Source organism: Klebsiella sp. CN_Kp113 (assembly GCF_040064585.1).
Classification (GTDB): domain Bacteria; phylum Pseudomonadota; class Gammaproteobacteria; order Enterobacterales; family Enterobacteriaceae; genus Klebsiella; species Klebsiella michiganensis.
Window position 1 is genome coordinate 208993 of sequence record NZ_JBEAID010000022.1, and the last position, 24291, is coordinate 233283.

20 protein-coding genes are annotated in these 24291 nt (G+C 56.2%); 11 read left to right on the top strand and 9 right to left on the bottom strand.

Features of this window, described 5'->3' with window-relative positions:
* Positions 1–526: 526 nt before the first annotated feature.
* Positions 527–1981, bottom strand: a complete 1455-nt coding sequence (locus ABLV30_RS14760) for an AMP nucleosidase (protein ID WP_014229909.1) — start codon at positions 1979–1981, stop codon at positions 527–529.
* A 132-nt stretch (positions 1982–2113) separates the two neighbouring features.
* Positions 2114–2371 (bottom strand): histidine kinase, encoded by a 258-nt coding sequence (locus ABLV30_RS14765; RefSeq protein WP_014229908.1) that lies wholly within the window; start codon positions 2369–2371, stop codon positions 2114–2116.
* A gap of 175 nt (positions 2372–2546) precedes the next feature.
* Between ABLV30_RS14765 and ABLV30_RS14770 the strand changes: the two genes are divergently transcribed.
* Entirely contained in the window at positions 2547–4082 is a 1536-nt protein-coding gene (locus ABLV30_RS14770; RefSeq protein WP_183129337.1) for an alpha/beta hydrolase, read from the top strand.
* On the opposite strand, the gene ABLV30_RS14775 is transcribed toward ABLV30_RS14770, so the two are convergent.
* Positions 4074–5006 (bottom strand): nucleoside recognition domain-containing protein, encoded by a 933-nt coding sequence (locus ABLV30_RS14775; protein ID WP_014229906.1) that lies wholly within the window; start codon positions 5004–5006, stop codon positions 4074–4076. The genes ABLV30_RS14770 and ABLV30_RS14775 overlap by 9 nt on opposite strands.
* Before the next feature lie 226 nt (positions 5007–5232).
* Between ABLV30_RS14775 and pagP the strand changes: the two genes are divergently transcribed.
* The gene (pagP, locus tag ABLV30_RS14780) at positions 5233–5808 is read left to right on the top strand and encodes a lipid IV(A) palmitoyltransferase PagP (RefSeq protein WP_265800200.1); all 576 of its coding nucleotides are present in this window, start codon (positions 5233–5235) and stop codon (positions 5806–5808) included.
* A 34-nt stretch (positions 5809–5842) separates the two neighbouring features.
* Here pagP and ABLV30_RS14785 read toward each other — a convergent pair whose 3' ends face one another.
* Genes ABLV30_RS14785 through ABLV30_RS14795 form a run of 3 tightly spaced genes read right to left on the bottom strand, consistent with a single transcriptional unit; the run spans position 5843 to position 10952 of the window.
* On the bottom strand, positions 5843–6766 hold the full coding sequence (locus ABLV30_RS14785; RefSeq protein ID WP_265800330.1) for an acyltransferase family protein: 924 nt from the start codon (positions 6764–6766) through the stop codon (positions 5843–5845).
* Between the two features lie 38 nt (positions 6767–6804).
* Complete coding sequence (locus ABLV30_RS14790; protein ID WP_049083413.1) at positions 6805–9867, bottom strand: efflux RND transporter permease subunit; 3063 nt, start codon at positions 9865–9867, stop codon at positions 6805–6807.
* Positions 9867–10952: an efflux RND transporter periplasmic adaptor subunit gene (locus tag ABLV30_RS14795; RefSeq protein WP_064375759.1), complete on the bottom strand. Its 1086-nt coding sequence runs from the start codon at positions 10950–10952 to the stop codon at positions 9867–9869. The genes ABLV30_RS14790 and ABLV30_RS14795 overlap by 1 nt, the downstream gene beginning before the upstream one ends.
* Before the next feature lie 533 nt (positions 10953–11485).
* On the opposite strand from ABLV30_RS14795, the gene ABLV30_RS14800 reads away from it, so the two are divergent.
* The 3 genes from ABLV30_RS14800 (at position 11486) to ABLV30_RS14810 (ending at position 15773) form a co-directional block, all read left to right on the top strand.
* Entirely contained in the window at positions 11486–11917 is a 432-nt protein-coding gene (locus ABLV30_RS14800; RefSeq protein WP_047723422.1) for a universal stress protein, read from the top strand.
* A gap of 50 nt (positions 11918–11967) precedes the next feature.
* On the top strand, positions 11968–14655 hold the full coding sequence (locus tag ABLV30_RS14805; RefSeq protein ID WP_046878079.1) for a cation-transporting P-type ATPase: 2688 nt from the start codon (positions 11968–11970) through the stop codon (positions 14653–14655).
* Positions 14656–14843: 188 nt separating this feature from the next.
* On the top strand, positions 14844–15773 hold the full coding sequence (locus tag ABLV30_RS14810; RefSeq protein WP_148849278.1) for an alpha/beta hydrolase-fold protein: 930 nt from the start codon (positions 14844–14846) through the stop codon (positions 15771–15773).
* Between the two features lie 73 nt (positions 15774–15846).
* Here the strand turns inward: ABLV30_RS14810 and ABLV30_RS14815 are convergent, their stop codons facing one another.
* Positions 15847–16254, bottom strand: a complete 408-nt coding sequence (locus ABLV30_RS14815) for a cupin domain-containing protein (protein WP_025106080.1) — start codon at positions 16252–16254, stop codon at positions 15847–15849.
* A gap of 127 nt (positions 16255–16381) precedes the next feature.
* Between ABLV30_RS14815 and ABLV30_RS14820 the strand changes: the two genes are divergently transcribed.
* The gene (locus ABLV30_RS14820) at positions 16382–17284 is read left to right on the top strand and encodes a LysR family transcriptional regulator (protein ID WP_029946881.1); all 903 of its coding nucleotides are present in this window, start codon (positions 16382–16384) and stop codon (positions 17282–17284) included.
* Between the two features lie 59 nt (positions 17285–17343).
* Here the strand turns inward: ABLV30_RS14820 and ABLV30_RS14825 are convergent, their stop codons facing one another.
* Positions 17344–18264: a LysR family transcriptional regulator gene (locus ABLV30_RS14825; protein ID WP_064405681.1), complete on the bottom strand. Its 921-nt coding sequence runs from the start codon at positions 18262–18264 to the stop codon at positions 17344–17346.
* 140 nt (positions 18265–18404) lie between these two features.
* Here ABLV30_RS14825 and ABLV30_RS14830 point away from each other — a divergent pair, with 140 nt between their 5' ends.
* The 5 genes from ABLV30_RS14830 to ABLV30_RS14850 all read left to right on the top strand — a co-directional run bounded on the left by ABLV30_RS14830 (position 18405) and on the right by ABLV30_RS14850 (position 22792).
* A complete protein-coding gene (locus ABLV30_RS14830) occupies positions 18405–18800 on the top strand; it encodes a RidA family protein (protein ID WP_064405678.1) in 396 nt (131 codons plus the stop codon).
* A gap of 42 nt (positions 18801–18842) precedes the next feature.
* Positions 18843–19802, top strand: coding sequence for a zinc-binding alcohol dehydrogenase family protein (locus tag ABLV30_RS14835; RefSeq protein ID WP_265800194.1), 960 nt, complete (start codon positions 18843–18845; stop codon positions 19800–19802).
* Positions 19803–20206: 404 nt separating this feature from the next.
* Positions 20207–21103: an ABC transporter substrate-binding protein gene (locus ABLV30_RS14840; RefSeq protein ID WP_025106085.1), complete on the top strand. Its 897-nt coding sequence runs from the start codon at positions 20207–20209 to the stop codon at positions 21101–21103.
* The gene (locus ABLV30_RS14845; RefSeq protein WP_064375754.1) at positions 21100–22038 is read left to right on the top strand and encodes an amino acid ABC transporter permease; all 939 of its coding nucleotides are present in this window, start codon (positions 21100–21102) and stop codon (positions 22036–22038) included. Before ABLV30_RS14840 ends, ABLV30_RS14845 begins: the two co-directional genes overlap by 4 nt.
* A complete protein-coding gene (locus ABLV30_RS14850; protein WP_048260955.1) occupies positions 22031–22792 on the top strand; it encodes an amino acid ABC transporter ATP-binding protein in 762 nt (253 codons plus the stop codon). Before ABLV30_RS14845 ends, ABLV30_RS14850 begins: the two co-directional genes overlap by 8 nt.
* Before the next feature lie 2 nt (positions 22793–22794).
* Here the strand turns inward: ABLV30_RS14850 and ABLV30_RS14855 are convergent, their stop codons facing one another.
* Entirely contained in the window at positions 22795–24129 is a 1335-nt protein-coding gene (locus ABLV30_RS14855) for an MmgE/PrpD family protein (protein WP_265800191.1), read from the bottom strand.
* Between the last annotated feature and the right edge of the window lie 162 nt (positions 24130–24291).

Genomic DNA, 24291 nt, shown 5'->3' on the forward strand with positions numbered 1-24291 from the left:
TTTACGAAAATAGTACATTGCCGGTCGCGATAGATAAGCATATCCATGGTTGCTTACTGTCGACATGCGCAATTTTATCTCTGGTAATTTAGTAACAAGGTATTTGTTGCAAATAACCTGTCGCTATTAAAGGATGATTCCAGAGTAGAGTAGCGCCCATAGGTAACTCTTTGATTATTTTGATCTCTCCCTGGCGCTGGCTATTTTGTACCGCTTTTTTGTTCCGTGTGAATTTATCTAATTAATTTAAGAGGTTACAAGACTCAATTCAAGTGTTAATCAGGCCCTGGCTGGGCGTTTTATGACCACGGGGCAAATGATGCTGATATGTTAATAAAATGTTTATTTTTTTAATTGGCATAGCAATAATAATATTGCGCGGATATACCGTATGGATGTGTTCTGAGAAATTTTTACCCCTAACGAAAATAAACGCTTTATTTTATAACGCTCAGTCCGGCTGGTGGCCGCGTAAATATTTCACGCGATCCGGACTGAGTGTATTCTGCGCGTATGATATCAGCGCTTAGCGGAACGGCGGTTCGTTGAAGGTTCTCAGCTTGCGCGAATGCATGTGGTCGCCTTCGGCGCGCAGCAGGTCAATCGCCCGAATACCAATCTGCAAATGTTCGGAAATGGCCCCTTCATAGAATCGGTTAGCCTGTCCCGGCAGCTTAATCTCGCCGTGCAGCGGTTTATCGGAGACGCACAGTAGGGTGCCGTAAGGAACGCGGAAGCGATAGCCCTGGGCGGCAATGGTTGCGCTTTCCATATCGATAGCCACCGCGCGGCTGAGGTTAAAGCGCAGCGCTGAGGCCGAGTAGCGCAGCTCCCAGTTGCGATCGTCGGTGGTGACCACCGTTCCGGTACGCAGCCGCTGCTTTACCTCTTCGCCCGGCATGCCGCTGACCTGCTTCGTGGCGTCGTAGAGCGCGCGCTGAACTTCGGCGATGCTCGGAATAGGGATATCCGGCGGCAGCACCGCATCCAGCACGTGGTCGTCGCGCAGATAGGCATGGGCCAGCACGTAGTCGCCGATATTCTGGCTTTCACGCAGGCCGCCGCAGTGGCCAATCATCAGCCAGACGTCCGGACGCAGCACCGCCAGATGGTCGCAGATATTTTTGGCATTTGCCGGGCCGACGCCAATATTAATCAGCGTGATCCCCTGTCCGTCTTTGGTTATCAGATGCCAGGCGGGCATCTGGTGCTTTTTCCACGCCAGATCGGAAATCGCTTCCTCCGGTGCCTCCGTGTCCGCCGTTATCCAGATCCCGCCCGCGCAGGAGAGGGCGATATAGGGGCTCTCGGGATCGAGAATTTGGCTACAGCCCCAGCGCACGAACTCATCGACGTAGCGGGTGTAGTTGGTAAACAGCATATACGGCTGGAAATGGTCAACCGGCGTGCCGGTATAGTGGCGCAGGCGCGCCAGCGAGAAATCGACGCGGCGGGCGTCGAAGTGGGAAAGTGGATAGTATTCCGTCGAATGAAACAGGCCATCGGCGGTTTCATCGCCAATTTGCGACAGCTCGGTGGTGGGGAAAAAACGCGTCAGGCCGGCGCTCATTGAGCGATCGAGCGTGAGTTCAGAGCCATCAATAACGTACGGATAGGGGATCTCATGCTGCGACAGCCCGACGGTAATCGCGGCATCGTAATCCTGATACAGCATGGTGAGCTGCTCCAGCAGATAGGCGCGAAACAGTTTAGGGTTGGTGATGGTGGTGGTATAGCAACCGCTATGGGTGAAGCGACCCCAGGCCCGGGTTTTTAACGCTTTATGTTCCGCTCCGTCCCACGACACCGACAGCTGCGGGTATACGAACAGTCCTTCCGCACGGGCGCTATTCTCGGGGAGGATATTATGGTGAATATAATCGCCGAGGGCTTTACGCAGCGCATTGACCGATTTTTCATAGAGCGCTTCGAGCTGCGTAAGCGCCTGTTCTGGGGTCAGCCTGGCGGCTTTCTGATTCATGACGTACTCCTTGTTTCTGCTCTGCTGACGTTTTGCTTAGTATGTCACAGACTGAAAAAGGCGCAGGACAATTTAACCCGCTTAGTTGAGAAAGTACTGAGATTAGAACCAGTTGATGCTGGGGGATGTCGATTAATGCGCGGTGATATTCGCGATGGCGCCCCAGCGTTCAGCGCTGAAATGCGTGGCGTTGAGCACTTTTAGGGTGATCGACTTATTGTCGTTAATGCAGTACAGGGCGTTAGCCAACGGCGTCAGCTTATCGCCCTCCTGTAGACGCCGGCCGCAGGAAGTGAGTTCCGCAATGATGGTTAGTTGGCCGCTTTGCAGAACCGCGTGGGTATGTGTAGACGTCGAGGCCTCGCGTAGTTTCTTAATCCACCATTCCATTTGTTTATTCCTGACCTGTTACACTCCGGCGATAATTCATGTTTGCTCCTCATCTGACAATAAGAACAGGCGGTTGGTTTAGTCTATGTTTAATAAGTGAATCGCAGGATCGGATTCCTTCTGCATAATAGCCCACCCTGGCAGCTAAAGAGATAATTCGGACAGAAATATGGCAATGATGCGTTTTACCCGGCTGCTGAATAAGTCGGGATTAAGATTAGTCTCGGTGGCGAAAAAAGCCATCATTGGGCTGCTGGTGGTCGTGATCGTCTTTTTTATTGGCCGTATTTACGAATCGCAGCGCGGTCCGGCGCTGCACCGCTGGCATACCTGGACGGCGAATGAAATGAGCGCCAGCGAGATTGACCGCGCCACTTTTGCCGAATACCAGACGCGGGAAGCGGCGATTTTCCGCGATATGAAAAGTAGTATTACCGACACGCTGAGCGACGATGAAAAAACGGCTATTAACCGCTTTTACGCGCAAAGCCTGGTCTATCCTGATAAGTTTCATCCCGACTGGAACCGTTCCTTTATTTTGCTGCCGCAGGGCAAACCGCGCGGCGCGGCGGTGCTGCTGCACGGCCTGACGGATTCGCCCTACAGCGTGCACTATCTGGCGCAACGCTATCAGCAGCAGGGATTTGTCGCCGTCGCGCCGCGGCTGCCCGGACACGGCACCGCCCCCGGCGCGCTCACCGCCGTGGACCGCGAAGAGTGGATCGCGACGACCCGGCTTGCGGTGCGCGAAGCGACGCGGCTGGCGGGGGATGACGCGCCGCTGCACGTGGTGGGCTACTCCAACGGCGGGGCGCTGGCGCTGAAGTACGCCCTCGATAGCCTTGAGGATAAATCGCTGCGCCGGCCGCAGCAGGTCATCCTGCTGTCGCCGATGATTGGCGTTACCGCGTTTGCGCGTTTTGCCGGGCTGGCCGGTCTACCTTCTGTATTTCCGGCTTTCGCCCGCGCGGCGTGGCTGAACGTCGTCCCGGAGTTTAATCCCTATAAATACAATTCGTTCCCGGTGAAGGCGGCAAGGCAGTCATGGCTGTTGTCGCAGGCGCTGCAGCAGCAAATCGTGCAGGAAGCGCAGCGTCAGCGGCTTTCTGAACTGGCGCCGGTGTTAACTTTTCAGTCGGTGATGGATTCAACGGTGAGCACCCGGGCGGTGGTGGATTCTCTCTACCGTTATCTGCCGGATAACGGTAGCGAACTGGTGATTTTCGATATTAACCAGGCGGCGAATTTGCGCGCGCTATTTCGTCCCTCGCTCTATTCGGCGGTCAATACGTTATTGCCGCCGGCGCCTCGGCCCTACGGCACCACGGTGATTACCAACGCCGCGCCCGACACCTACGAGACGGTGGCCCGCACCACGCTTGCCGGGACGCGAAGCGAAACCGTGACGCCGCTGAATATCGCCTGGCCGCAGGATATGTATTCACTATCGCACGTGGCGGTGCCGTTCCCGCTGACCGACTCGCTCTATGGCCGCGAACCGGCGGAGAAAAATCGCTACGGGATCAGCATCGGCACGATCTCGTTGCGTGGGGAAACCTCAACCCTGAGCGTCGGGCTGGATACGCTGATGCGCGTCACGTCCAACCCGTTTTTCCCATGGATGATGGCGCGCATTAACCATCATATCGCCTGTAGCGAGCAGGCGGATATCGCTGCCTGTCTCCGTTCGCAGGAGGCGGCCTCAGAATAGCGTGAGGTGCATCACGGTGCGGATGGCGATCCCGGCGATAGCGCCAATCGCGGCGAAGCGGAACAGGCGTACGAAGCGCGAGCTGACGCCCAGAAAGATGCCGATGCCGGGAAGATCGAACGTTTGCACTAGCAGGCCCGCCGAGGCGTTGATCTGGCTTACGGTCGCTTTACCCTGCTGGACGAGCTCGGAGACCACGCCGAAATAGGCCGTACCGCCGGCAACGCATTTGACCAGCGCCGGCAGCACGAAGTTAACCGGAATATTCAGCCACAGCAGCAGCGGCAGCAGCAGGCGCTGAAGCATCTCAATCAGGCCTGCCGCCTGCATAAATCCGACGATGGCCAGCGACAGGATCAGCATGGGCACCGCGCCGAGGGCCAGGCGGATGGCGTCGGCACCGGCGCTGTTGATAACGGCGATAATCCCCTGGCTATTTTGCTCCGCCTCAGGCAGCGCGTCGGCCCGCACGTTTTCAACCATCGATAGCCTGCGGCCGGCGATATGCCAGGTGACCGCGGCGGCGCACAGCCCGCCGACAATCGAAATGATGATAGAGGCCAGCCAGTGCAGGCCGAAGGGCGTTAACGGGTAGAAAACGTTGCCTTGACCCATGGCGAAAAGCATCGCCAGCGTGGCGGCCATATGCCGGTCCGAAGCGCCGCGTTTATCCATAATCGCGAGGGTCGCCAGCGGGGCGGCGAAGCTGACAAAATTCATCTGAATCAGGGCAAAAGCGCTCATCCCGGTTAAGCCGAACGGCTTAAGCAGCGGGGCGAGCCAGCGAACGATGGCGTCCAGTACTCCGCGGACCTCCAGATATTTCATCACGATGAGCATGACGACCATGATTGGCAACAGCGTATAAAGCGCCACATCGACGGAGGTTTTCCCCGCCGACATAATAATGCTGATGAAGTCCATCTATTTCTCAATCACTGCGGGCAGAAAGAATAATTAGCGCCATCATAATCCCAGCAGCAAGGAAATGAAATCACCGCGCCGGCGCTCTCTGTCCTGAAACGGGCGTTTAACTGGACTTGCAATTAGCCCGGGACGGTGCAGAAAATTTGTTGGTTGATATTTGCAAAGCCTGTTTTTTGTTCCCAAACTGAATGAACACCGGGCGACTTTCTTTAAGGATAAAACGATGCGACGTTGTCGGCGGCTAGCGTGGGGAATAGCGTTTATTTTCGCCTTGTCGGTACAGGCTGAAACGAAGGTCTATGGCGAGCAGCGCATCAGCGGCTGGTGGAGCTGGTTGAAAAACGACGTCTCGCAGACCTGGAATGAGCCACAAAACTACGATTTATATCTGCCGTTTCTCAGCTGGCACAACCGCTTTATGTACGATAAAGAGAAAACGGATAACTATAATGAAATGCCGTGGGGAGGAGGTTTCGGCGTTTCCAGATATAACGCGGAGGGCAACTGGAGTTCGCTCTACGCCATGATGTTCAAAGATTCGCACAACGAGTGGCAGCCGATTGTCGGCTACGGCTGGGAAAAGGGCTGGTATCTTGATAGCCGTCGTGATTTTCGCCTGGGTCTTGGCGTCACCGCCGGGATCACCGCCCGCGATGACTTTGCCAACTACGTACCTCTGCCGATTATTTTGCCGCTCTTCTCTGCCAGCTACCGCCGTCTGAGCGTGCAGTTCACCTATATTCCCGGCACCTATAATAACGGCAACGTACTGTTTGCCTGGCTGCGCTACGGTTTTTAAATGCGCAGGCGGCCATGACCTGAACCGGCGAGCGTCAAATCGTAATCACTTTTTTGACCACCGAATTGGACAGCGCCAGCATCGAAATCAGTACCGAAGTGATAAACGTAAGGACAATCAGCATTAATTTTGTCCCCAGCGAGTTAATCGGGATAAACGCGGTGAGCAGGTGAAAAACGGAGTAGTGGAGAATATAGACGCCGGTCATCGTTTTGCTAATGGTGGCGAGAAGGGTCTCTTTAAACTCGCTGTTTTTGCGAAACCGCACGCCGTTGGCGGCAATAACCAGCGCAACCACCAGAATATAGATTTGTGAACCGGTCAGAATGAACGCATTTCTGTCGGCCTTAAACAGGGCGAAAAAGAAATGCCGCTCGTAAAACCAGGTAAAAAGGTAAATAAACGGAATGGCGATCATCGCGCCTTTGACCACTTTTTCTCGCCTGAGCCAGTCGGCGACCAGCGGGTCGCTGAACAGCTGACCGGTCAGATAAAACAGCAGCCAGGTCCACAGGCGGTACTGCGGCGCCAGGCTCAGCGCATGAACATCCGGGTACAGCGCGGACAAAAGATCGTAACCATACGAGAGCAGCAGCAGCGTGAACACCGCGGCAAAGAACGCTGTGCGTTTTTGGCTGAGCCACTCGATAACCGGGTGAAAGGTATAAATGACGATAAACGCAAATACAAACCACGGCTGGATAAGATAGCCGCGCTGGTAGGGCTCCCAGAGATAGTACACCGTCATCCAGAACAGAAAGACGATCACCACGCTTTTGATTTTGCCCAACTGCCATTGTGAGTCGTGGCGAGACTGTGAATCCAGATATCCCGCCACCACAAAAAACAGCGGCGTGGCGATAGTGGAAATAAACGTCAAAAACCCGAGGATCCAGTGATAGTCATAATCATAGCTATCCCAGGTGTTGTAAATGGTGAAGAAGGTCACCGCCGTCATGCATCCCAGCGTTTTAATAATATTTAATCCGGTACTGTTCATGGTTGTCGCTTCATATTCTGATTGTGGAAACAGGCGTAGATTACCGGCAGAACCAGCAGCGTCAGAATAGTAGCAAAACCCAGACCAAACATGATAACGACCGCCATGCTCTGGAAGAAAACGTCGAGTAATAAAGGCGCCAGGCCGAGCACGGTGGTAAACGCCGTCAGCAGGATAGGGCGCAGACGCGAAGTGGCGGCATCAATAATCGCCTCCTGCTGCGCTTTTTCCTGTTTCTGCTGTTCAATCTCTTCTACCAGCACGATGCCGTTACGGATCAGCATTCCGCTCAGGCTCAGCAGACCGATTAACGCCATAAACCCAAAAGGGATCCCGGTGATTAAAAAGCCCGGCGTTACGCCAATCAGCGCCAGCGGCACGGTCAGCCAGATGGCGATCGCATTTTTCAGCGAACTGAACATCAGGACGGTGATGACAAACATCACCAGGTAACCCAGCGGCAGAGTAGTAAACAGCCCCTGCTGCGCCTCGCTGGAGTTCTCCGCATCGCCACCCCACTCAATGCTGTAACCGTGCGGCAGAGCGAGCGCATCAATCTGCGGCTTCACGCGGGACAGGATATCCCCCGACGTCTGGTGGCTGAGCGGGTCGGGATCGGTCTGTACCGTCAGCACCCGGCTGCGATCGCGGCGCAGAATCAGCGGATCTTCCCATTCGAGGTGAAAGCCGCTGACCACGTTACTGAGCGGAATATACTGCTGGCGGCTCTGGCTCCAGACCAGCACGTTATTCAGGTGATTCGCGTCCTGGCGCTCGGCGGCGGGCGGGCGGACGATCGTCGGCAGCAGGTCGGCTCCCTCACGGTACAATCCAACGCGGCTGCCGGAGAAGTTCATCTCCAGGGCGTTATCAATATCCTGTTTATCAACGCCTAACTCGCGCCCAAGCGCGGGGGAGTACTGCGGACGAATAACTTTGCTACGGTTTTGCCAGTCGTTGCGAACGCCGTCGGTGGCCGGGTCCGCGGAGAGGATATCGCCAACCTGGCTGGCGAGCAGGCGCAGACGGTCGGGGTCCGGACCTTTAATCCGCACCTCGATGGCGCTGTCGCCGGAGGGACCGAACATCACGCGCTTCGTGCTGGCGTTTACCTGCGGGTAGTTGCGCGCAATATAGCGATCCACATGCTGCGTCAGGGCGGCAATGCTGCGCTGGTCGTCCATGCGCACCATGATCTGCGCATAGTTGCTGTACTGCCGTTGCCCGCTGTAGGTGAGGATAAACCGCATGCTGCCCTGACCTACGGTGGCCACGGTGGTGACCACGCCCGGCTGGCCGTTAATGGTGGTCTCAATATCGCTGGTCATCTTTTCGGTGGTCGCGATATCGGTACCGTAGGGTAGCCAGAGATCGACAAAGAAAATGGGCGTGTTTGACGAGGGGAAAAAGTTTTGCCGCACCGAGCCGAATCCCCAGATAGCGGCGGCCAGCAGCGCCGCCATGACGGTCAGCGTAATGGTTTTGCGCAGCAGAAGAGCACGCAGAGCCTGCTGGTACAGACGGTAAAAGCGCCCGCCGTACGGGTTGGCGTCGGCCCGCGCTACCGGCTGTGATTGATTTTTAAACAGCCACCATTTAATCAGCACCGGGGTAATGGTCAGCGCCGAGAACCAGCTCAGCATGAGCGAAATCAGCAGCACCTGGAACAGCGATTTACAGTATTCCCCGGTTGAGTCCTGTGACAGGCCAATCGGCGCAAAGGCGAGAATGGCAATCACCGTGGCCCCCAGCAGCGGCAGCGCCGAACGGCGGATCACGTAGTTAATCGCCATGAGCAGCGTTGACCCCTGCTGGCGGGCGATCAGCACGCCTTCGACGATGACGATCGCGTTATCGACCAGCATGCTCAGGGCGATAATCAACGCCCCCAGCGAGATACGCTGCAGCTCGATACCCCACAGGTACATGATCAGCAGCGTACCGAGCACGTTGAGCGCCAGCGACAGGGCGATAATAATGCCGCTGCGTACGCCCATAAAGATCAGCAGCACGCCAACCACAATCGCCAGCGCCATCAGGAAGTTGGTGATAAAGCCGTTGACCGAATGGGCGACTTCCGCCGCCTGATCGTAGAACAGGTCAATGTTGATCCCGGCCGGTTTTTCCGCCGACATCTGCTCCAGCTTGCTTTCCAGCGCGCGGCCAACGTCAATCACGTTAACCCCGGGTATAAACGACACCCCCATAGTGACCGCCTGTCGGCCGTTGGCGTGGTAAATGCTGGAAGGCGATTCGCTCAGCCCGCGCGAGAGGGTGGCAATATCGCGCAGCCGCGTCGCCGTTGCCGAGCCGTGCGGGCTGATTAACAGGTCGCCAAGCTCGTCGAGGTTGGCAAACTCGCCCGTGGGATGCAGGCGAATCGATTCGCTGCCGGATTTAATCTCACCGGCGTTAGACACCACGTTCAACCTGCTCAGTATCGCCGCCAGCTGGTTGAGCGTGATTCCGCGGGCGGCCATTTTCGCCAGCGAGATATCGATGTTGATCTGCTGGGGGATCGCCCCGCCGATGGCGACTTTGCCGACGCCGGGGACCAGCACCAGTTCACGACGCAGCTGCTCGGCATAGCGAACCAGCTCAGGGTTGGTAAAGCTCTCGCCGGAGAGGGCAAAGAAGAAGCCAAAGACATCGCCAAAATCGTCGTTCACAAACGGAGCGGCGACGCCGGGAGGGAACTGGCGGGCGGCGTCGCCCACCCGGCGGCGCAGTTCATCCCAGATTTGCGGCAGCTCGCGGGAGTGGTAGCGCGAGGCGATATTGACGGTAATTTGCGACAGACCGTTGGAGGAAATTGAGCTGACGTTGTCGAGATACGGCAGCTGCTGCAGCGCGTTTTCCAGCGGCAGGGTGACTTCTTCTTCCACCTGCTGCGCCGACGCGCCGGGATAGTGGGTGACCACCACCGCGGTTTTGATGGTAAACGCCGGATCTTCCAGGCGGCCAATATTCAGCAGAGCGAATATCCCGCCGATGCCCAGCAGCAAAATGGTCAGCCAGACGCGGACCGGGTTGTTAATAAACTGGCGGGAAATATCCATTACAAACCTCGTTCACGCGTCCAGATACGAACCGGCTGTTGCGCATGTAATTCGCTGACGCCTGCCGCCACGACACGCTCGCCGACGCTGAGCCCTTCGGTAATCACCACGCCCTGAGAGGTCACCGGGCCCACGCCGACTTTTCTCTCTTCCAGCTTGAGCTGGTCGCCGCTTCCCTGTACCACCCAGACGTGGGGCTCATTGCGCGGGCGATTATCCGGGTTAAACACCGCTTCAACCGGCACCACCACCGCGTTTTGACCGGCGCTGGCGGGCAGGTTTGCCAGATTGACCGTCACCGTTCCGCTTACGCCGCCCACCGAGGGAAAGTCGGCCGGCCGCGGCATAGTCAGTATGATTTGCCAGGTGAGCGTGCTGCTGTCGCTGCTGCCAGTGTGCTCTTTATATTCAGCGGTAAACTGGCGGTCCGGCATGGCGTTAATTTTGACGACAGGACGATACTGCGCGTTGCGAATATCGAGCGCGGTAAAGAGATTTTCCGGAACGCTAAACACCACGTCGAGCAGATCGTTTCGCGTCAGAGTCACAATTGGCTGCCCGGCGGCAACCACCTGATGGTTACGTACCGGCACGTAAGCGGCAACGCCGCTGAACGGGGCGGTCAACGTCATTTGCGACAGCTCTTCGCGGGCGATTTTCAGCGCGGCGTTAGCGGCGTCGCGGTTGGCCCGCTGGATATCCATTTCCGCCTTTGAAATCGCCTGACGCCCGGCCAGCGTCTGGAAGCGATCGAACTGCCGCTGGGCGAGGGTGGCGGCGGTTTGCCGTTCATTCACGCGCTGCTGCGCTTCCCGGGCGTTGAGCCTGGCAAGGGGCTGCCCCTGAGTAATATTGGCTCCCTGACGGACATCAAGAGATTCAATTTGGCCGCCGCGTTTGAAAGATAAATCGGTGGAGTCCCCGGACTCAATGCGGGCGGGAAATACGCGCTGCTGCGCATCACCGATAGCCACCACCTCGGCGACTTTGACCATCCGCGGTAACGGCGTAATTTCAGGCGCTTTCCGATCGCAAGCCGTTGTTATTAAAATAACAAGCGGAATGAGAGAAAAATAACGGTTCACTGTATTCCCCTCGAAGTAAAAGGCTATGTTTTACATATTATTCACAATCGCTGTATTTATTCAGCGAGGGCCGAGACAACGAAATAGGTAATTAAACCGGTAGCCGTACAGGCGATTATTGCCAGGGCAATAAACAGGCTCAGGCGAAACAGACTGTAACCGAACATCGTTCCTCCTTTAGCGCTAACGCTTAGCTAAGTAAATTCTTATCGTAATAATTATTGTGGGGCGACAGAAAGTGAACAAGCCACTGATAATGAGGATAGTCGTAGTAAAACGGAAATGTTAAAAAGAGCAAAAATTACGGCGATGGCGACGATTTTACGGGGTTTGTAGTCGAATTGTCTGGCTGCGCCTGACTCTGTGATATTTTTCAATATATTAATTGGCGACTTAATAATGTTTATCGTGGTGTGCTACGTTTAATTATACCTACACGTCTTGCAGATTTTGTTCTTGAGATCTTTTCCTCAGCGCCATTGCCCGGGCTGTTTTCACCACCTTTTTTTATAGGTAATAAAAGGATTGTCTCTATGTATAAAAATATCCTCGTGCCGGTTGATGTGTTTGAAATCGGTCTGGCGGACAAGGCCTTGTCCCACGCCCAATTCCTTGCGCAAAGCTCTTCGGGACAGATTCATCTGGTACACGTCATTCCCTCTTTTTCTCCGGTGCTGACGCGCGGTTTTATTTCCGATGCACGAAAAATGGAGGACTATCTGATTAATACTGCTAAGGAAAAGCTGGCAGAGCTGATCAAGAAACTCGCGCTGACGGAAAAGGATATTCAGATTCACATTCGCAGCGGCAACATTCGCGATGAAGTGACCAAACTGGCCGATGAACTGAAAGCGGATGTGGTGATCATCGGTTCGCGCAACCCGAATATTCAGACGCATCTGCTGGGGTCGGAGGCGGCAGGAATCGTTCGCTATGCCCATGTTCCGGTTTTTGTGGTGCGTTAAGGGCGGCCTGAGGCTGTCCTGATTTCCGTTACAGGAGTGAGGAGATAACTATGAATACAGAAAAACCGGGCGGCCCGTTCTATCAGCTCTCCGTAGAAGAAACCCTGACCAGCACCAACAGCACCCCGGAGGGTATCAGCGGTGCCGAGGCGGCGACGCGTTTGCAGCAGTATGGCGAAAATGCGCTGCCGCAAAAAGCGGGAAAGCCGGCGTGGCTGCGCTTTCTGGCGCATTTTAACGATGTGCTGATCTATGTGCTGCTGGCGGCGGCGCTGCTGACGGCGGTCATGGGGCACTGGGTGGATACCCTGGTGATCCTCGGCGTGGCGGTGATTAACGCCCTGATCGGCCATATCCAGGAGAGCAATGCGGAAAAATCGCTTCAGAGCATTCGCAACATGCTTTCCAGCGAGGCGGTGGTTATTCGTCAGGGCAACCATGAAACGATCCCGACAACCGCTCTGGTCCCCGGCGATATCGTCGTCATCCGCGCAGGCGATCGCATTCCCGCCGACCTGCGGGTGATCGAAGCGCATAACCTGCGGGTGGAAGAGGCGATTCTGACCGGCGAATCGACGGTGGTAGAGAAAAGCACCGAGGCGCTCAGCGGCGAACTGCCGCTAGGCGATCGTACCAATCTGTTGTTTTCCGGCACCACGGTGAGTTCGGGCGGCGGAAAAGGCCTGGTGGTCGCCACTGGCGGCGATACCGAGCTGGGCCATATTAACCAGATGATGTCGGATATCGAAAAACACCGTACGCCGCTGCTGGTGCAAATGGATAAGCTCGGCAAAGCCATTTTTATCATCATTCTGGTAATGATGGCCGCGCTGTTTGTCTTCAGCCTGCTGTTCCGCGATATGCCGGTTTCTGAGCTGATGCTGTCGTTGATTAGCCTCGCGGTGGCGTCGGTGCCGGAAGGTTTACCGGCGATTATCTCGATAATCCTCTCGCTCGGCGTGCAAACCATGGCCCGTCAGAAGGCGATTATCCGCAAGCTGCCCACAGTGGAAACCCTTGGGGCGATGACGGTGATCTGCTCGGATAAAACCGGAACGCTGACCATGAACGAGATGACGGTGAAGGCCGTTATTACCGCTGATAACGTTTATCGCGTAGAGGGCGACAGCTACGAACCGGTAGGGAATATTCATCCGATCGATGAGCCCGATCCGATAACCGTTGCCCCCGGCACGCTGCTGGAACGCTATCTGCGCACCATCGATCTGTGTAACGACAGTCAGCTTATCAAAGACGAAAGCGGGCTGTGGAAAATTACCGGCGGCCCGACCGAAGGGGCGCTGAAGGTGCTGGCGGCGAAAGTCCCGCTCCCGACGGTCAACACCGAGCTGCGCAGCAAAATCCCCTTTGATTCACAGTATAAATATATGTCGACGCTGTACCGCATCGGCGATGAAGAGATGATTTTGATTACCGGCGCGCCCGATGTCCTGTTCCGTCTGTGTCAGCATCAGCAAACCGACCATGGCCTGGCGCCGCTCGATCAGCCTTACTGGGAAGCGAAAATCGAAGAGTACGCGCGGGAAGGGCTGCGGATGGTGGCGGCGGCGTGGAAACCGGCAGCCGACGGGCAAACGGAGCTTAGCCATGAGGATTTGCAGCAGGGCGTCATTCTGCTGGGGGTTGCCGGGATGATGGATCCGCCGCGACCGGAGGCGATTACGGCGATCGGCGACTGCCTGCAGGCCGGGATCCGCGTGAAGATGATCACCGGCGACCACCCGCAAACCGCGATGAGTATCGGCAAGATGCTGGGGATCGGCAATGCGGAAAACGCCATCACCGGTAGAGAACTGGAGGTGATGGACGATATTCAGCTCAGCGAAGCGGCGCAGAAATTCGATATTTTCGCGCGTACCAGCCCGGAAGATAAATTCCGCCTGGTGCAGGCGCTGCAAAGCAGGAAAGAGGTGGTCGGGATGACCGGCGACGGCGTGAACGACGCCCCGGCGCTGAAGCAGGCCGATGTCGGTATCGCGATGGGGATTAAGGGCACCGAAGTGACCAAAGAGGCCGCGGATATGGTGCTGACCGACGATAATTTCGCCACCATCGCCAGCGCCGTCAGGGAAGGGCGTCGGGTATACGACAACCTGAAGAAAACCATTCTCTTCATTATGCCGACCAACCTGGCGCAGGGGCTGTTGATCATTATTGCGCTGCTGGCGGGGAATTTAATTCCGCTGACGCCGGTGCTGATCCTGTGGATGAACATGGCGACCTCCGCCACGCTGTCGTTCGGCCTGGCGTTCGAAGCGGGCGAGAAGAACATCATGCGGCGTCCGCCGCGCGATCCCAAACTGCACGTAATGGACGGCTTTGCTATCTGGCGGGTGATTTTTGTCGGTTCGATGATTGCCGTCAGCGCCTTTGTGCTTGAAGCCTGGCTACAGCCGCGCGGCTATTCGCCTGAGTTTATCCGCACGGTGCTGCTGCAGACGCTGGTCACCGCCCAGTGGTTCTATATGCTCAACTGCCGGGTGGCGGACGGCTTCTCGCTGAGTAAAGGGCTGCTGGCGAACCGGGGGATCTGGATTGTCAGCGGGGTGCTGCTGGTGCTGCAGCTGCTGATTATCTACGCGCCGTTTATGCAGATGCTGTTTGGTACCGAAGCGCTGCCGTTCCGCTACTGGGTTATCACCTTTATTATCGGTTTTGTGATGTTCCTGATTGTGGAAGTCGAGAAGCCGTTGACCCGGAGATGGCGTACGGCCTGATATTGAGCAGAACGCGGCATTCCCGGTAGCCCGGCTAAGCGCAGCGCGAGCCGGGCTACCCGTGATGTGATGATGGGTTCCCCGGGCAGGCGCAACGTGCCGCTCCCGGGATAACCTCGTTGCTTGCAATTGATATTGATATTAGCAATCATTATCACTACCGAGGGTGTGCTGGAAACAATTAACCGATGTCGCTTCGCAAATTTTGTTTTGCTTCTCCGCCGAAAGGGCGGGTTTTTATCGCCGCGCTGGTCTCCACGCTTTATGGCATTAACGCTTACGCCAGGCCGGATATGCGCCCGCTGGGGCCGAATATCGCCGACCGCGGTTCCGCGTATTATCACTTCAACGTTGCTTATTTCGATTCCCTTGATGGCGAACGGCATTATAAGGTCTGGACGGCGATACCGAACGCGGCGCCGCCCGCGCAGGGGTATCCGATTCTGTACGCCCTGGACGGCAACGCGGTGATGGACCGGTTGTCCGACTCGCTGCTTGAGACGTTTACGCAAAAAACGCCGCCCGTTATTGTGGCCATCGGCTATCAAACGAATTTGCCCTTCGATCAGCCCGCCCGAGCCTATGACTACCGGCCGAAAGTCGAGGAGAATCCTGCCGACGCCGGATGGGACCGACGGAAGAGCGGCGGCAGCGAGGCATTTCGCCAGCTATTAGAAAATACCATCGTGGAAAAAGTTGAGCGCGGGATCGCGATCAACCCTCAGCAGCGGGCTATCTGGGGGCACTCCTATGGCGGATTATTCATCATTGACGCCTGGCTGGCGTCATCCCGCTTCCAAATCTATTTTTCTGCCAGTCCTTCTCTGGGACGGGGTAACGCCTCGCTGTTAGCAAAAATGGCCGCGGCGAAGGCGGATGCGTTTAACCGGAAGACCCTGTACCTGATGGAGGGGGCGGTTGCGACCCAGCGGGCCTCTTCCACAGGGGCAGAAGAGATCCGGAGCAACGTTCTGCAGACGGTTTCCCTGCTCAAGAAAAATGGCGTGGCGGTCAACTGGTGGCCCTATCCCGGGCTGTCTCACGGGGAGATGTTTAGCGCCTCGCTGCAAAGCGCGCTGCTGGCGATGAGCGGTTTTCCCCGGGGCTCGGGCAATTAGTCGAAGATGCATTTTCGCATACCGCCGAATGAGAGCAGGGCGCATTAACTGGCGAGCCCTGCTGTTTCGATGTTTAAGGCAGTTGACGATAGGCGTCGTCGGCGACCGGCTCCAGCCATTCGTTAGACGCACCTTCGGCAGGGACGGCAACGGCGATATGGGCAAACCAGCTATCGGCGGCCGCGCCGTGCCAGTGCTTGACGCCGGCGGGAATATTCACGACGTCCCCAGCGGTAAGCTCGCGCGGCGGTTGATTCCACTCCTGATACCAGCCGCGACCGCCGGTCACCAGTAAAATTTGCCCGCCTTTATGATGGATATGCCAGTGGTTACGGCAGCCGGGCTCGAAGACCACGTTACCGATATTGACCCCTTCCGTGGAGAGCATATTCAGGTAGCTGGTACCCTGAAAATACTGCGCATAGGCCTCGTTTTTCTCCCCCTTGGGGAAGATACCGTTACCGTCAAATTGTTGGTTCATGATGTCTCCACATTTCAGTTTCGGGCTTTTAAGCGGCCCCTTACGACTCGTTGAACAAAGTGTAGAGAAGGTTTGATTAAATGATAAGATGCGCAAATGTGAATACACTAGTGCACAAAATTCACCAATAATGAGCAAAGAAAAACTCAACGACCTGCAGGCTTTTGCCACGGTGGCTCACGAGCGCAGCTTTACCCGGGCGGCCGCGATTCTGGGTGTTTCACGGTCAGCGCTGAGCCATACGCTGCTGGCTCTGGAAGCGCGTCTCGGGGTAAGGCTGTTAATCCGTACCACGCGCAGCGTTTCGCCAACCGATGCCGGGAACCGTCTGCTGGCCGTTCTGGCGCCGCGGCTGAATGAAATCGAAGCTGAACTGGCTTCTCTGCGCGCTTCACGAGATAAACCCGCCGGAACGGTACGCATTACCGCCAACGATCATGCCATCGTCACCGTGCTGTGGCCCCGTCTGCGGCCTTTATTAACGCAATACCCGGATATTCATATTGAGTTCAGCGTCGGATACGAGCTGACCGACATTGCCGCCCAGCGTTTTGATGCCGGCGTACGGATGGGCGATCAGGTGGATAAGGACATGATTGCGGTGCGCATCACGCCCGATGTGCAGATGGCGGTGGTTGCCGCCCCCGCTTATCTTGCCGGCAGGGCGGCAGTAAGACGTCCTGAGGATCTGATGGCGCATAACTGCGTTAATTTGCGTTTGCCCACCCATGGCGGGCTTTACGCCTGGGAGTTTGAAAAGGGAAGTCAAAAGACCAGCGTTCGCGTTGACGGGCAAACCGTTTTTAACAATACCTTTCTGATGATTCAGGCCGCGCTGGACGGAGCAGGGATTGCCTATGTTCCTCACGACTTAGCGGCGAAATATATCGCCACGGGGGAACTGGTACCGCTACTTGCCGACTGGTGCCCTCATTTCCCGGGATACTATCTTTACTACCCGGGCCGACAGCATCTTCCGGCGGCGTTTACGCTGGTGGTCGACGCGCTGCGCTGGCACCGCAGGGGGTGATCCCGGCTGCGCGATGGCTGCCGGGCTTCTTAAACAGAGATTCTCTGGCCGGGATGGCGTTACTTATTGTTGGAATTGGGGACATGCTGCTGCATCAATTCAACGATCCAATCAATAAAAACACGCAGTTTGGCGTTGACATGGCGGTTTGGCGGAAACGCCAGGTACAATGGCATTGGACTGATACGCCATTTTTCAAATAATGGAATTAAAGCGCCACTGGCCCGATGTTTTGCCGCCATATAGGTTGGCAGCGCAATCACACCTAAGCCAGCGAGCCCCGCTTCGAGGTAAGCATTGCCATCATCCACGGCAAGTACATAGCGGCCTGTGATTTCAATATGTTCACTCCCACTGCGCAGGACCAGAGGATCAATCTTACCGGTGCGCGAGGACAAGAATCCCACTATGCGATGGTCGGTGTTTTCCAGCTCTCGCGGGTGCGCAGGGGCGCCAAGGCGTTCCGCATAGCCAGGGGCGGCGTAGACGCCGATTTGCAAATCGCCGACATGGCGCGCGATCAGGGACTGGTCGTTGATGTCGCCACCGCGCAGGACGCAATCCACGTTGTCGCCGATCAGGTCCACCACCCGGTCGCTGACGCCCATGTTGAACTGGATGTCAGGGTAGCGCGCGTGGAAAGCCGGTAGCGCCGGTACCAGGACGAGGCGGGCCAGCGGACTGGGTACATCCACCCGTAGCCGTCCCCTGGGCGTCATCGCCGCACTGGACAGGCTGTTTTCAGCATCCTCCATGTCCGCCAGCAGGCGGATGACGCGCTCGTAGTAGACCGCGCCATCGGCAGTCACGCCGAGCCTGCGGGTGGTGCGATGGAGCAACTTGACGCGCAGGCGCGCTTCCAGCTGCTGAATGAGCTGCGTCACCGTGGTTTTACTCATATGAAGCGTTTGGGCAGCCTTTGTGAAGCTCCCTGCCTCCACCACGCGAGCAAAGGCGCGCATCGCATCGAAACGATCCATTCCTTATCCCCCTTTTCACCGATTGTTTGGATTTTACAAACAATGATGGACAAAGTCGCTTGTTTATCCACCCGATCCCGCACCTGTAAAGTGACTTTACGTTCACCGGGCTGATTTTGCCCCATTGCAGAGGTACAAATATGACAGCACGCGAAGCCGTTTTTCCCCTCGGTCGGCAGGTGCTCTATGAGCGCAATCGCTATTCACCGGCCATTAAATCCAATGGTTTCTTGTTCGTTTCCGGGCAGGTTGGTAGCCGCGAGGATGGTTCGCCTGAGCCCGAACTAAAAGCGCAGGTCAGGCTGGCATTCAATAATCTGAATGCTGTTCTCGCGGCTGCGGGCTGCACGTTCGGTGACGTGGTTGACGTGACCCTCTTTGTCGTCGATCCCGAGTCAAATCTCGACGCTATCTGGAGTATCCTGCCAGAATATTGGGGGGAAGCGCCTTACCCTACGTTGACCGGGATCGGCGTGACGTGGCTTTACGGATTCCAGTTTGAGATTAAGGTGATTGCCAGGCTGCCCTGCGCGTGACGGGGCTTTCCGCCAGTCAAAAGATAAGACAGAGGAAAATTTATGAAAGCAGCGGTCTATGACGTGGAAGGTTCTCCCGGCGTCCTGAAATATGTCGATGTCCCGGAGCCGGTCACAGGGTCCGACGACATTCTGATTTCTGTCGAGGCTATCTCGATTGAGGGTGGCGATTTGATCAACCGCCGTTCAACGCCGCCGCCGCTTCCTTCATGGATCGTTGGCTACGCGGCCGCGGGCACAGTTGTTGCCGTCGGATCGAAAGTCCGAAGCCGTACGGTTGGGGACAGAGTCGCTGCTTTTCACATGCAGGGATCGCATGCGGAACGTTGGGCTGTGCCCGCGGAACGCACCTGGCTTATACCCGATGGGGTGGGAATGGCAGAAGCGGCGGCGTTGCCGATTTCTTTTGGAACCGCGCATCATTGCCTTTTCACACGAGGCATGCTCCGGCAGGGAGAAACCGTTCTTATTCAGGCCGCAGCGGGTGGCGTGGGGCTCGCGGCCGTTCAGCTTGCCTCACAAGCAGGCGCAACGGTCATCGCCGTGGTAAGCGGAACGCAGCGACGAGGTCGGTTGCGTGAACTTGGTGCCGATCATGTTGTGGATCGTACAAAGGATAACATCGTGGACAGTGTCCGACAGTACACCCATGGTACCGGTGTTGACCTCGTCATCGATCCGGTGGGAACGACGTTGCCTGTTTCGCTTTCTGCACTCGCTCCGGAAGGACGTCTGGTCTTCGTCGGTAATGCCGGCGGCAACAGTCTGACTGTCGACTTATGGCCGGCAATGCAGTCTAATCAGACGCTCATGGGGGTATTCATGGGACCTCTTTTTGCAAGGCATGGAGTTCGAACAAGCGTGGACGAGATGCTGCAGGCTTTAGCAGCAGGGCGCGTCACGGTTGTCATTGACCGCATCTTCCCCCTGGCTAACGCTGCCGCGGCCCACGAATTTGCTGAGACAGCGAAACCGCTTGGCCGGATCGTGATGAAGCCATGACGCGCGTTTGACCAGGATGAGTGCGTGGCGGCAGGATGCTATTAGCAGCGTTTTTCGGATGGTACTAACTTTCTGATTTTGAGGCGTTAAATCCGGTCAGGGTTCATACGATAATTGGCGCGTATCAGTCTGCCAACCCTTTGGGCCAGTGTGGGCGGCAAGCCCACGGTGTGGACATTGAATTTGAATTAAAAGAGCCCTTAAGTCTGCCCCTGACTTTCCCACTTTTTCGAAATCTTTATCTCTTTTTCTCATTTGTCAATAAAAGGTATATGCCCGCAAAATCAGGTCTAAGGCAGGGCGGGTGTTGCTCTATAAATGATAAAACCCCTCTGATGGCCTTGCCTCTTTTACCGCACCTCTTTTGTGGTTTTCACAGCTTTTAACCAGGAAAAGGCTTCTTTATGACGTTATCTAAATTACTGCTCCCTTTGCTGATTGCCGGAAATCTCTCTTCTGCATGGGCTGCGGAGCAGGTTGTTCCGTCTTCGACCACCTTTCATGTCACCGCTGATGATGCGCTGAAAAGTAAGCTTCCGGCGGACATCGCCAAACGCGGATATATTGTTGCAGGTACTAATCCGAATACTCCGCCAACCACTTTTTTCCAGGAAGACAATAAAACGCTCGCCGGGCGCGAGATTGATGTGATGAATGCCGTGGCGGCAAGGCTCGGTGTGGAAGTGCGCTGGCAGGATACCGGCGGTTTCGACAACATCATTCCGGGGCTGAAATCCGGTCGCTATGACGTCGCGCTATCCAATATCAATGCCACCAAAAAACGTCTCGAGCAGGTCGATTTCGTCAGTTATTACGATGCGTCGCGCCTGGGGGTGATCTCGCGTAAAGACGCAAACATTGCGCCATTTACCTCTTTTGACGCCGTGTGCGGGCAGGAAGTGGGCGCAGGAGCGGGTACTACGCAGATCGGGCGCCTTGAAGCGGCCAGCAAAATTTGTACTGATGCCGGTAAACCCCCGATCAAGATTGCCGTATTCCCGGATCGCCCTTCAGGCGTACAGGCCGTGGTCAGCGGTCGGGTACCGATGTTCTTCGGCCCGTATGAAGGTCTGACGTATCAGGTTAGTCAGGTCAAACCGCTGACGCTGACCGGCACCATTCATGTGGATGATGCGCCTGTATCTGTGGCGTTCCCTAAACAGTCGGGGCTGGAAGAGGCGGTGCAGGCATCCCTGAACTCGCTGATCAAAGACGGCACTTACCAGCAGATCCTCGATAAATGGTCCATCGGTTTTGGCGCAGTCAAAGAGTCAAAACGTAATGAAGAGATTTTCGGATGAGCAGTGAAACACACGATCAGCAGGCGGAGGAACTACGGATCGTCGGTAAAAAATATATCGGGCGCTGGATAAGCGCCCTGATCGTATTGCTGATATTGCTGGCTATGGGGAACTCCATGCTCAGCAATCCGCGTTTTGAATGGTCGGTAATCGCCGAAAACTTTACCGGTCCGTCAATCATTCAGGGCGTACTGATGACGTTGCGGTTGACCGCAATTTCCGTGGTTTTTGGTTTTGCAGGCGGCACGGTTCTTGCTCTGATGCGCCTGTCATCCAATCCGGTGCTGGTCGCTGTCAGCTGGGGTTATACCTGGTTTTTCCGGGGGGTGCCGATGCTGGTCCAGTTGTTTCTCTGGTACAACATTGCCGCGCTTTACCCGAATATTTCGATTTCTCTGCCGTGGGCAGGTGAAATCTGGAGCGCTTCCGCGAACTCACTGATTAGCCCGTTCAGTGCCGCCGTGATTGCATTAGTCATGCATCAGTCTGCCTATGCCGCAGAGATTATCCGCGCCGGTATTCAGAGCGTCGGCACCGGGCAAGTCGAGGCGGCACGCGCCCTGGGTTACCGCCCGTCACAGATATTCCGCCACACCATTTTGCCGCAGGCGATGCGGGCTATTCTGCCTCCTGCGGGGAATGAAGTGATCGGTCAGCTGAAAACCACCGCGGTCGTTTCGGTGATTTCATTACAGGATGTGCTGTTCTCGGCGCAGATTATTTATCAGCGCACCTATGAAGTGATCCCGCTGCTGCTGGTCGCCACATTATGGTACCTGTTGCTGACGTCGTTGCTGTCGGTGATTCAGTATTACGTCGAACGACATTTCAGCCGCAGCAGCCACAGGAAGGTAAAACGTAAAGTCACGAAAACCGGCGCAGCCCGCACGGTCAGCACCGTCAGTCTCAGCGCAGGAGAAACCAGCCATGGGTGAGGCCATTGAATTTCGCAAAGTCACCAAGCGTTTCTCCGGTAATACCATACTGGATGAAATCAGCCTCGATATTCCGGCCGGTTCGGTCACGGTGATCCTCGGGCCTTCTGGTTCAGGGAAATCCACCTTGCTGCGCTGTATCAATCATCTTGAAAAACTCGATGGCGGCACAATCCGTATCGGAGGTGAACTGGTCGGTTATCAGCAGAAAGGTTCCGCGCTGTATGAACTGAGCAGCCGCAAAATTGCCGCACAGCGCAGCCGTACCGGCATGGTGTTTCAGCAATTTAATCTGTTTCCGCACCGTACGGTTTTGCAAAATATTATCGATGCACCGCTGCGGGTGAAGAAGCAAAACCGTCAGCAGGTAGTCAGTAAAGCCCGCGCGTTGCTCCGGCAGGTCGGCTTAGACAACCGCGAAGATGACTGGCCTCAGCAGCTTTCCGGTGGCCAGCAACAACGCGTGGCAATTGCCCGTGCGCTGGCGATGGACCCGGAAGTGATGTTATTCGATGAACCGACCTCCGCGCTGGATCCCGAACTGGTGGGCGAAGTGTTGCAGGTGATCAAAAAGCTGGCGCATTCAGGGATAACGATGGTGATCGTCACCCACGAAATCGGCTTTGCACGTGAAGTGGCGGATAACGTCATTTTTATGGAGGGCGGAAAAATTGTGGCGTCAGGGCCGACGAAAAGCGTGCTGGATGAAACGGAGAACGTCCGTGTCCGCCATTTTCTGTCGACTGTTTTATAACGTTATTCCTTAACCCGTTTCCCAAACAATATCTCTGCAAGCCGTGGCAGACTGTCGCGGCTTTCCAGCCTGCTCAGTGCCACGATTTCTGTCCGCTGTGCGTCAGTGAAATCCGGCAAACAGGTGCGCAGTTTCGCCGGCAAATCAAACGGGATCGCCAGACTTTGCTGACGGGTGAAACGCCGTTGCAGCAGGGTGCCGTCGCGCAGGAATACCGTCACCTGATGAAAACGCGCAGCGGGGTTCAGCTCGTCCGGCGGTGCGGAGAAATCCGGGCAACGCGAGACACGCTCTGCCAGTGCGGCAATGTCGGCTTCCACCGCTTGCGGGGTGAAATCCTCTAAGCGTAAGTCTCCGCGCAGCAGACAGGCTGCAATCACGTATTCCAGGCTGAACCGCGCTTCAACGCCGGTTGCCGGTTTTCGTACCGACGCCGCAATATCACCGCCCGGCGGGAAAGACACCTCTATCCGTTCGATGGCGCCGATCAGTGCATCTGTGCCTTGACCGGTTTGCAGCCAGTCATAACGAATAGTCCGCGCGGCATCGGCAGCGCTGTGCGTGCCACCGCAGGTCGGATAGGGTTTGAATTCCAGACCGGGCGAGACAATCCGCCACGGCGCGCCCCAGTCTGAAATGAGTTTTTCCGGCTGTTGCTGACCGGCGCAGTAAGCCGATAAAAAGCTGTCAAGCACGTTGTCTGCCTGGCCGTGAAAGCCTGCCAGCGTCAGCTGTGTGGCAATGACGGCGGTCTGCGCCGCCAGCCCGGCGTGCAGCGGTTTGACGTCACTACCGAACTGCGCACGTAACCCTGCGGACTGCGTCGCCGCTAAACCCAGAATCAACGCCGTTTGCCGTTCAGTGGCATCCACCAGCCGCGCACAGGCAGCGGAGGCCGCAATCGTGCCGAGCGTGGCGGTATTGTGAAAACCGAGTTTGTAATGCTGAGAACCGGCGGCCAGCCCGAGGCGTCCGGCCATTTCCACGCCGGTCACGTACGCATCGAGAAACTGCCCGCCGCTGATGTCTGGCCGTTGTGAGGCCAGCGCCAACAGCGCGGGCAAAATCACCACGCCGGGATGGCCGCGAAAGTCGGGATGGAAATCATCAAAATCCAGCGCGTGACCGGCATATCCGAGCAGTAACGCGTGGGTGGCCCGATCGCCAGCGCGGTAAACCTGATGCAAACTGTTCAGCCCTGCATCGGGTAAATCGCCGCGTAAAACCGGCAGGGTAACCGCCAGAAAATCCAGTAACCCTTCGCGGGCTGCCTCATGAGCGGCTGGAGTAGGGGATGAACTGACGATAAGTTTCGCCAGCGACTGCGTTAATGTCATAGGTGTATTTCCCGCTTCAGGCCCGAATGACCGGAGATAATAAATCAACGAAATGTTCACGCTCGCAAAGAGCATGTAATTGCGCCAGAAGGGCGTCTGAAACTAAACACATCGGGATCACCAAACGCGGCCGTATCCAGCGCCAGAAAGAAATGCCCGATA

Coding starts and splice junctions, on each gene's coding strand:
- ABLV30_RS14760 (WP_014229909.1), bottom strand. CDS start 1,981: ATGAATCAGAAAGCCGCCAGGCTGACCCCAGAACAGGCGCTTACGCAG.
- ABLV30_RS14765 (WP_014229908.1), bottom strand. CDS start 2,371: ATGGAATGGTGGATTAAGAAACTACGCGAGGCCTCGACGTCTACACAT.
- ABLV30_RS14770 (WP_183129337.1), top strand. CDS start 2,547: ATGATGCGTTTTACCCGGCTGCTGAATAAGTCGGGATTAAGATTAGTC.
- ABLV30_RS14775 (WP_014229906.1), bottom strand. CDS start 5,006: ATGGACTTCATCAGCATTATTATGTCGGCGGGGAAAACCTCCGTCGAT.
- pagP (WP_265800200.1), top strand. CDS start 5,233: ATGCGACGTTGTCGGCGGCTAGCGTGGGGAATAGCGTTTATTTTCGCC.
- ABLV30_RS14785 (WP_265800330.1), bottom strand. CDS start 6,766: ATGACGGCGGTGACCTTCTTCACCATTTACAACACCTGGGATAGCTAT.
- ABLV30_RS14790 (WP_049083413.1), bottom strand. CDS start 9,867: ATGGATATTTCCCGCCAGTTTATTAACAACCCGGTCCGCGTCTGGCTG.
- ABLV30_RS14800 (WP_047723422.1), top strand. CDS start 11,486: ATGTATAAAAATATCCTCGTGCCGGTTGATGTGTTTGAAATCGGTCTG.
- ABLV30_RS14805 (WP_046878079.1), top strand. CDS start 11,968: ATGAATACAGAAAAACCGGGCGGCCCGTTCTATCAGCTCTCCGTAGAA.
- ABLV30_RS14810 (WP_148849278.1), top strand. CDS start 14,844: ATGTCGCTTCGCAAATTTTGTTTTGCTTCTCCGCCGAAAGGGCGGGTT.
- ABLV30_RS14815 (WP_025106080.1), bottom strand. CDS start 16,254: ATGAACCAACAATTTGACGGTAACGGTATCTTCCCCAAGGGGGAGAAA.
- ABLV30_RS14825 (WP_064405681.1), bottom strand. CDS start 18,264: ATGGATCGTTTCGATGCGATGCGCGCCTTTGCTCGCGTGGTGGAGGCA.
- ABLV30_RS14830 (WP_064405678.1), top strand. CDS start 18,405: ATGACAGCACGCGAAGCCGTTTTTCCCCTCGGTCGGCAGGTGCTCTAT.
- ABLV30_RS14835 (WP_265800194.1), top strand. CDS start 18,843: ATGAAAGCAGCGGTCTATGACGTGGAAGGTTCTCCCGGCGTCCTGAAA.
- ABLV30_RS14840 (WP_025106085.1), top strand. CDS start 20,207: ATGACGTTATCTAAATTACTGCTCCCTTTGCTGATTGCCGGAAATCTC.
- ABLV30_RS14845 (WP_064375754.1), top strand. CDS start 21,100: ATGAGCAGTGAAACACACGATCAGCAGGCGGAGGAACTACGGATCGTC.
- ABLV30_RS14850 (WP_048260955.1), top strand. CDS start 22,031: ATGGGTGAGGCCATTGAATTTCGCAAAGTCACCAAGCGTTTCTCCGGT.
- ABLV30_RS14855 (WP_265800191.1), bottom strand. CDS start 24,129: ATGACATTAACGCAGTCGCTGGCGAAACTTATCGTCAGTTCATCCCCT.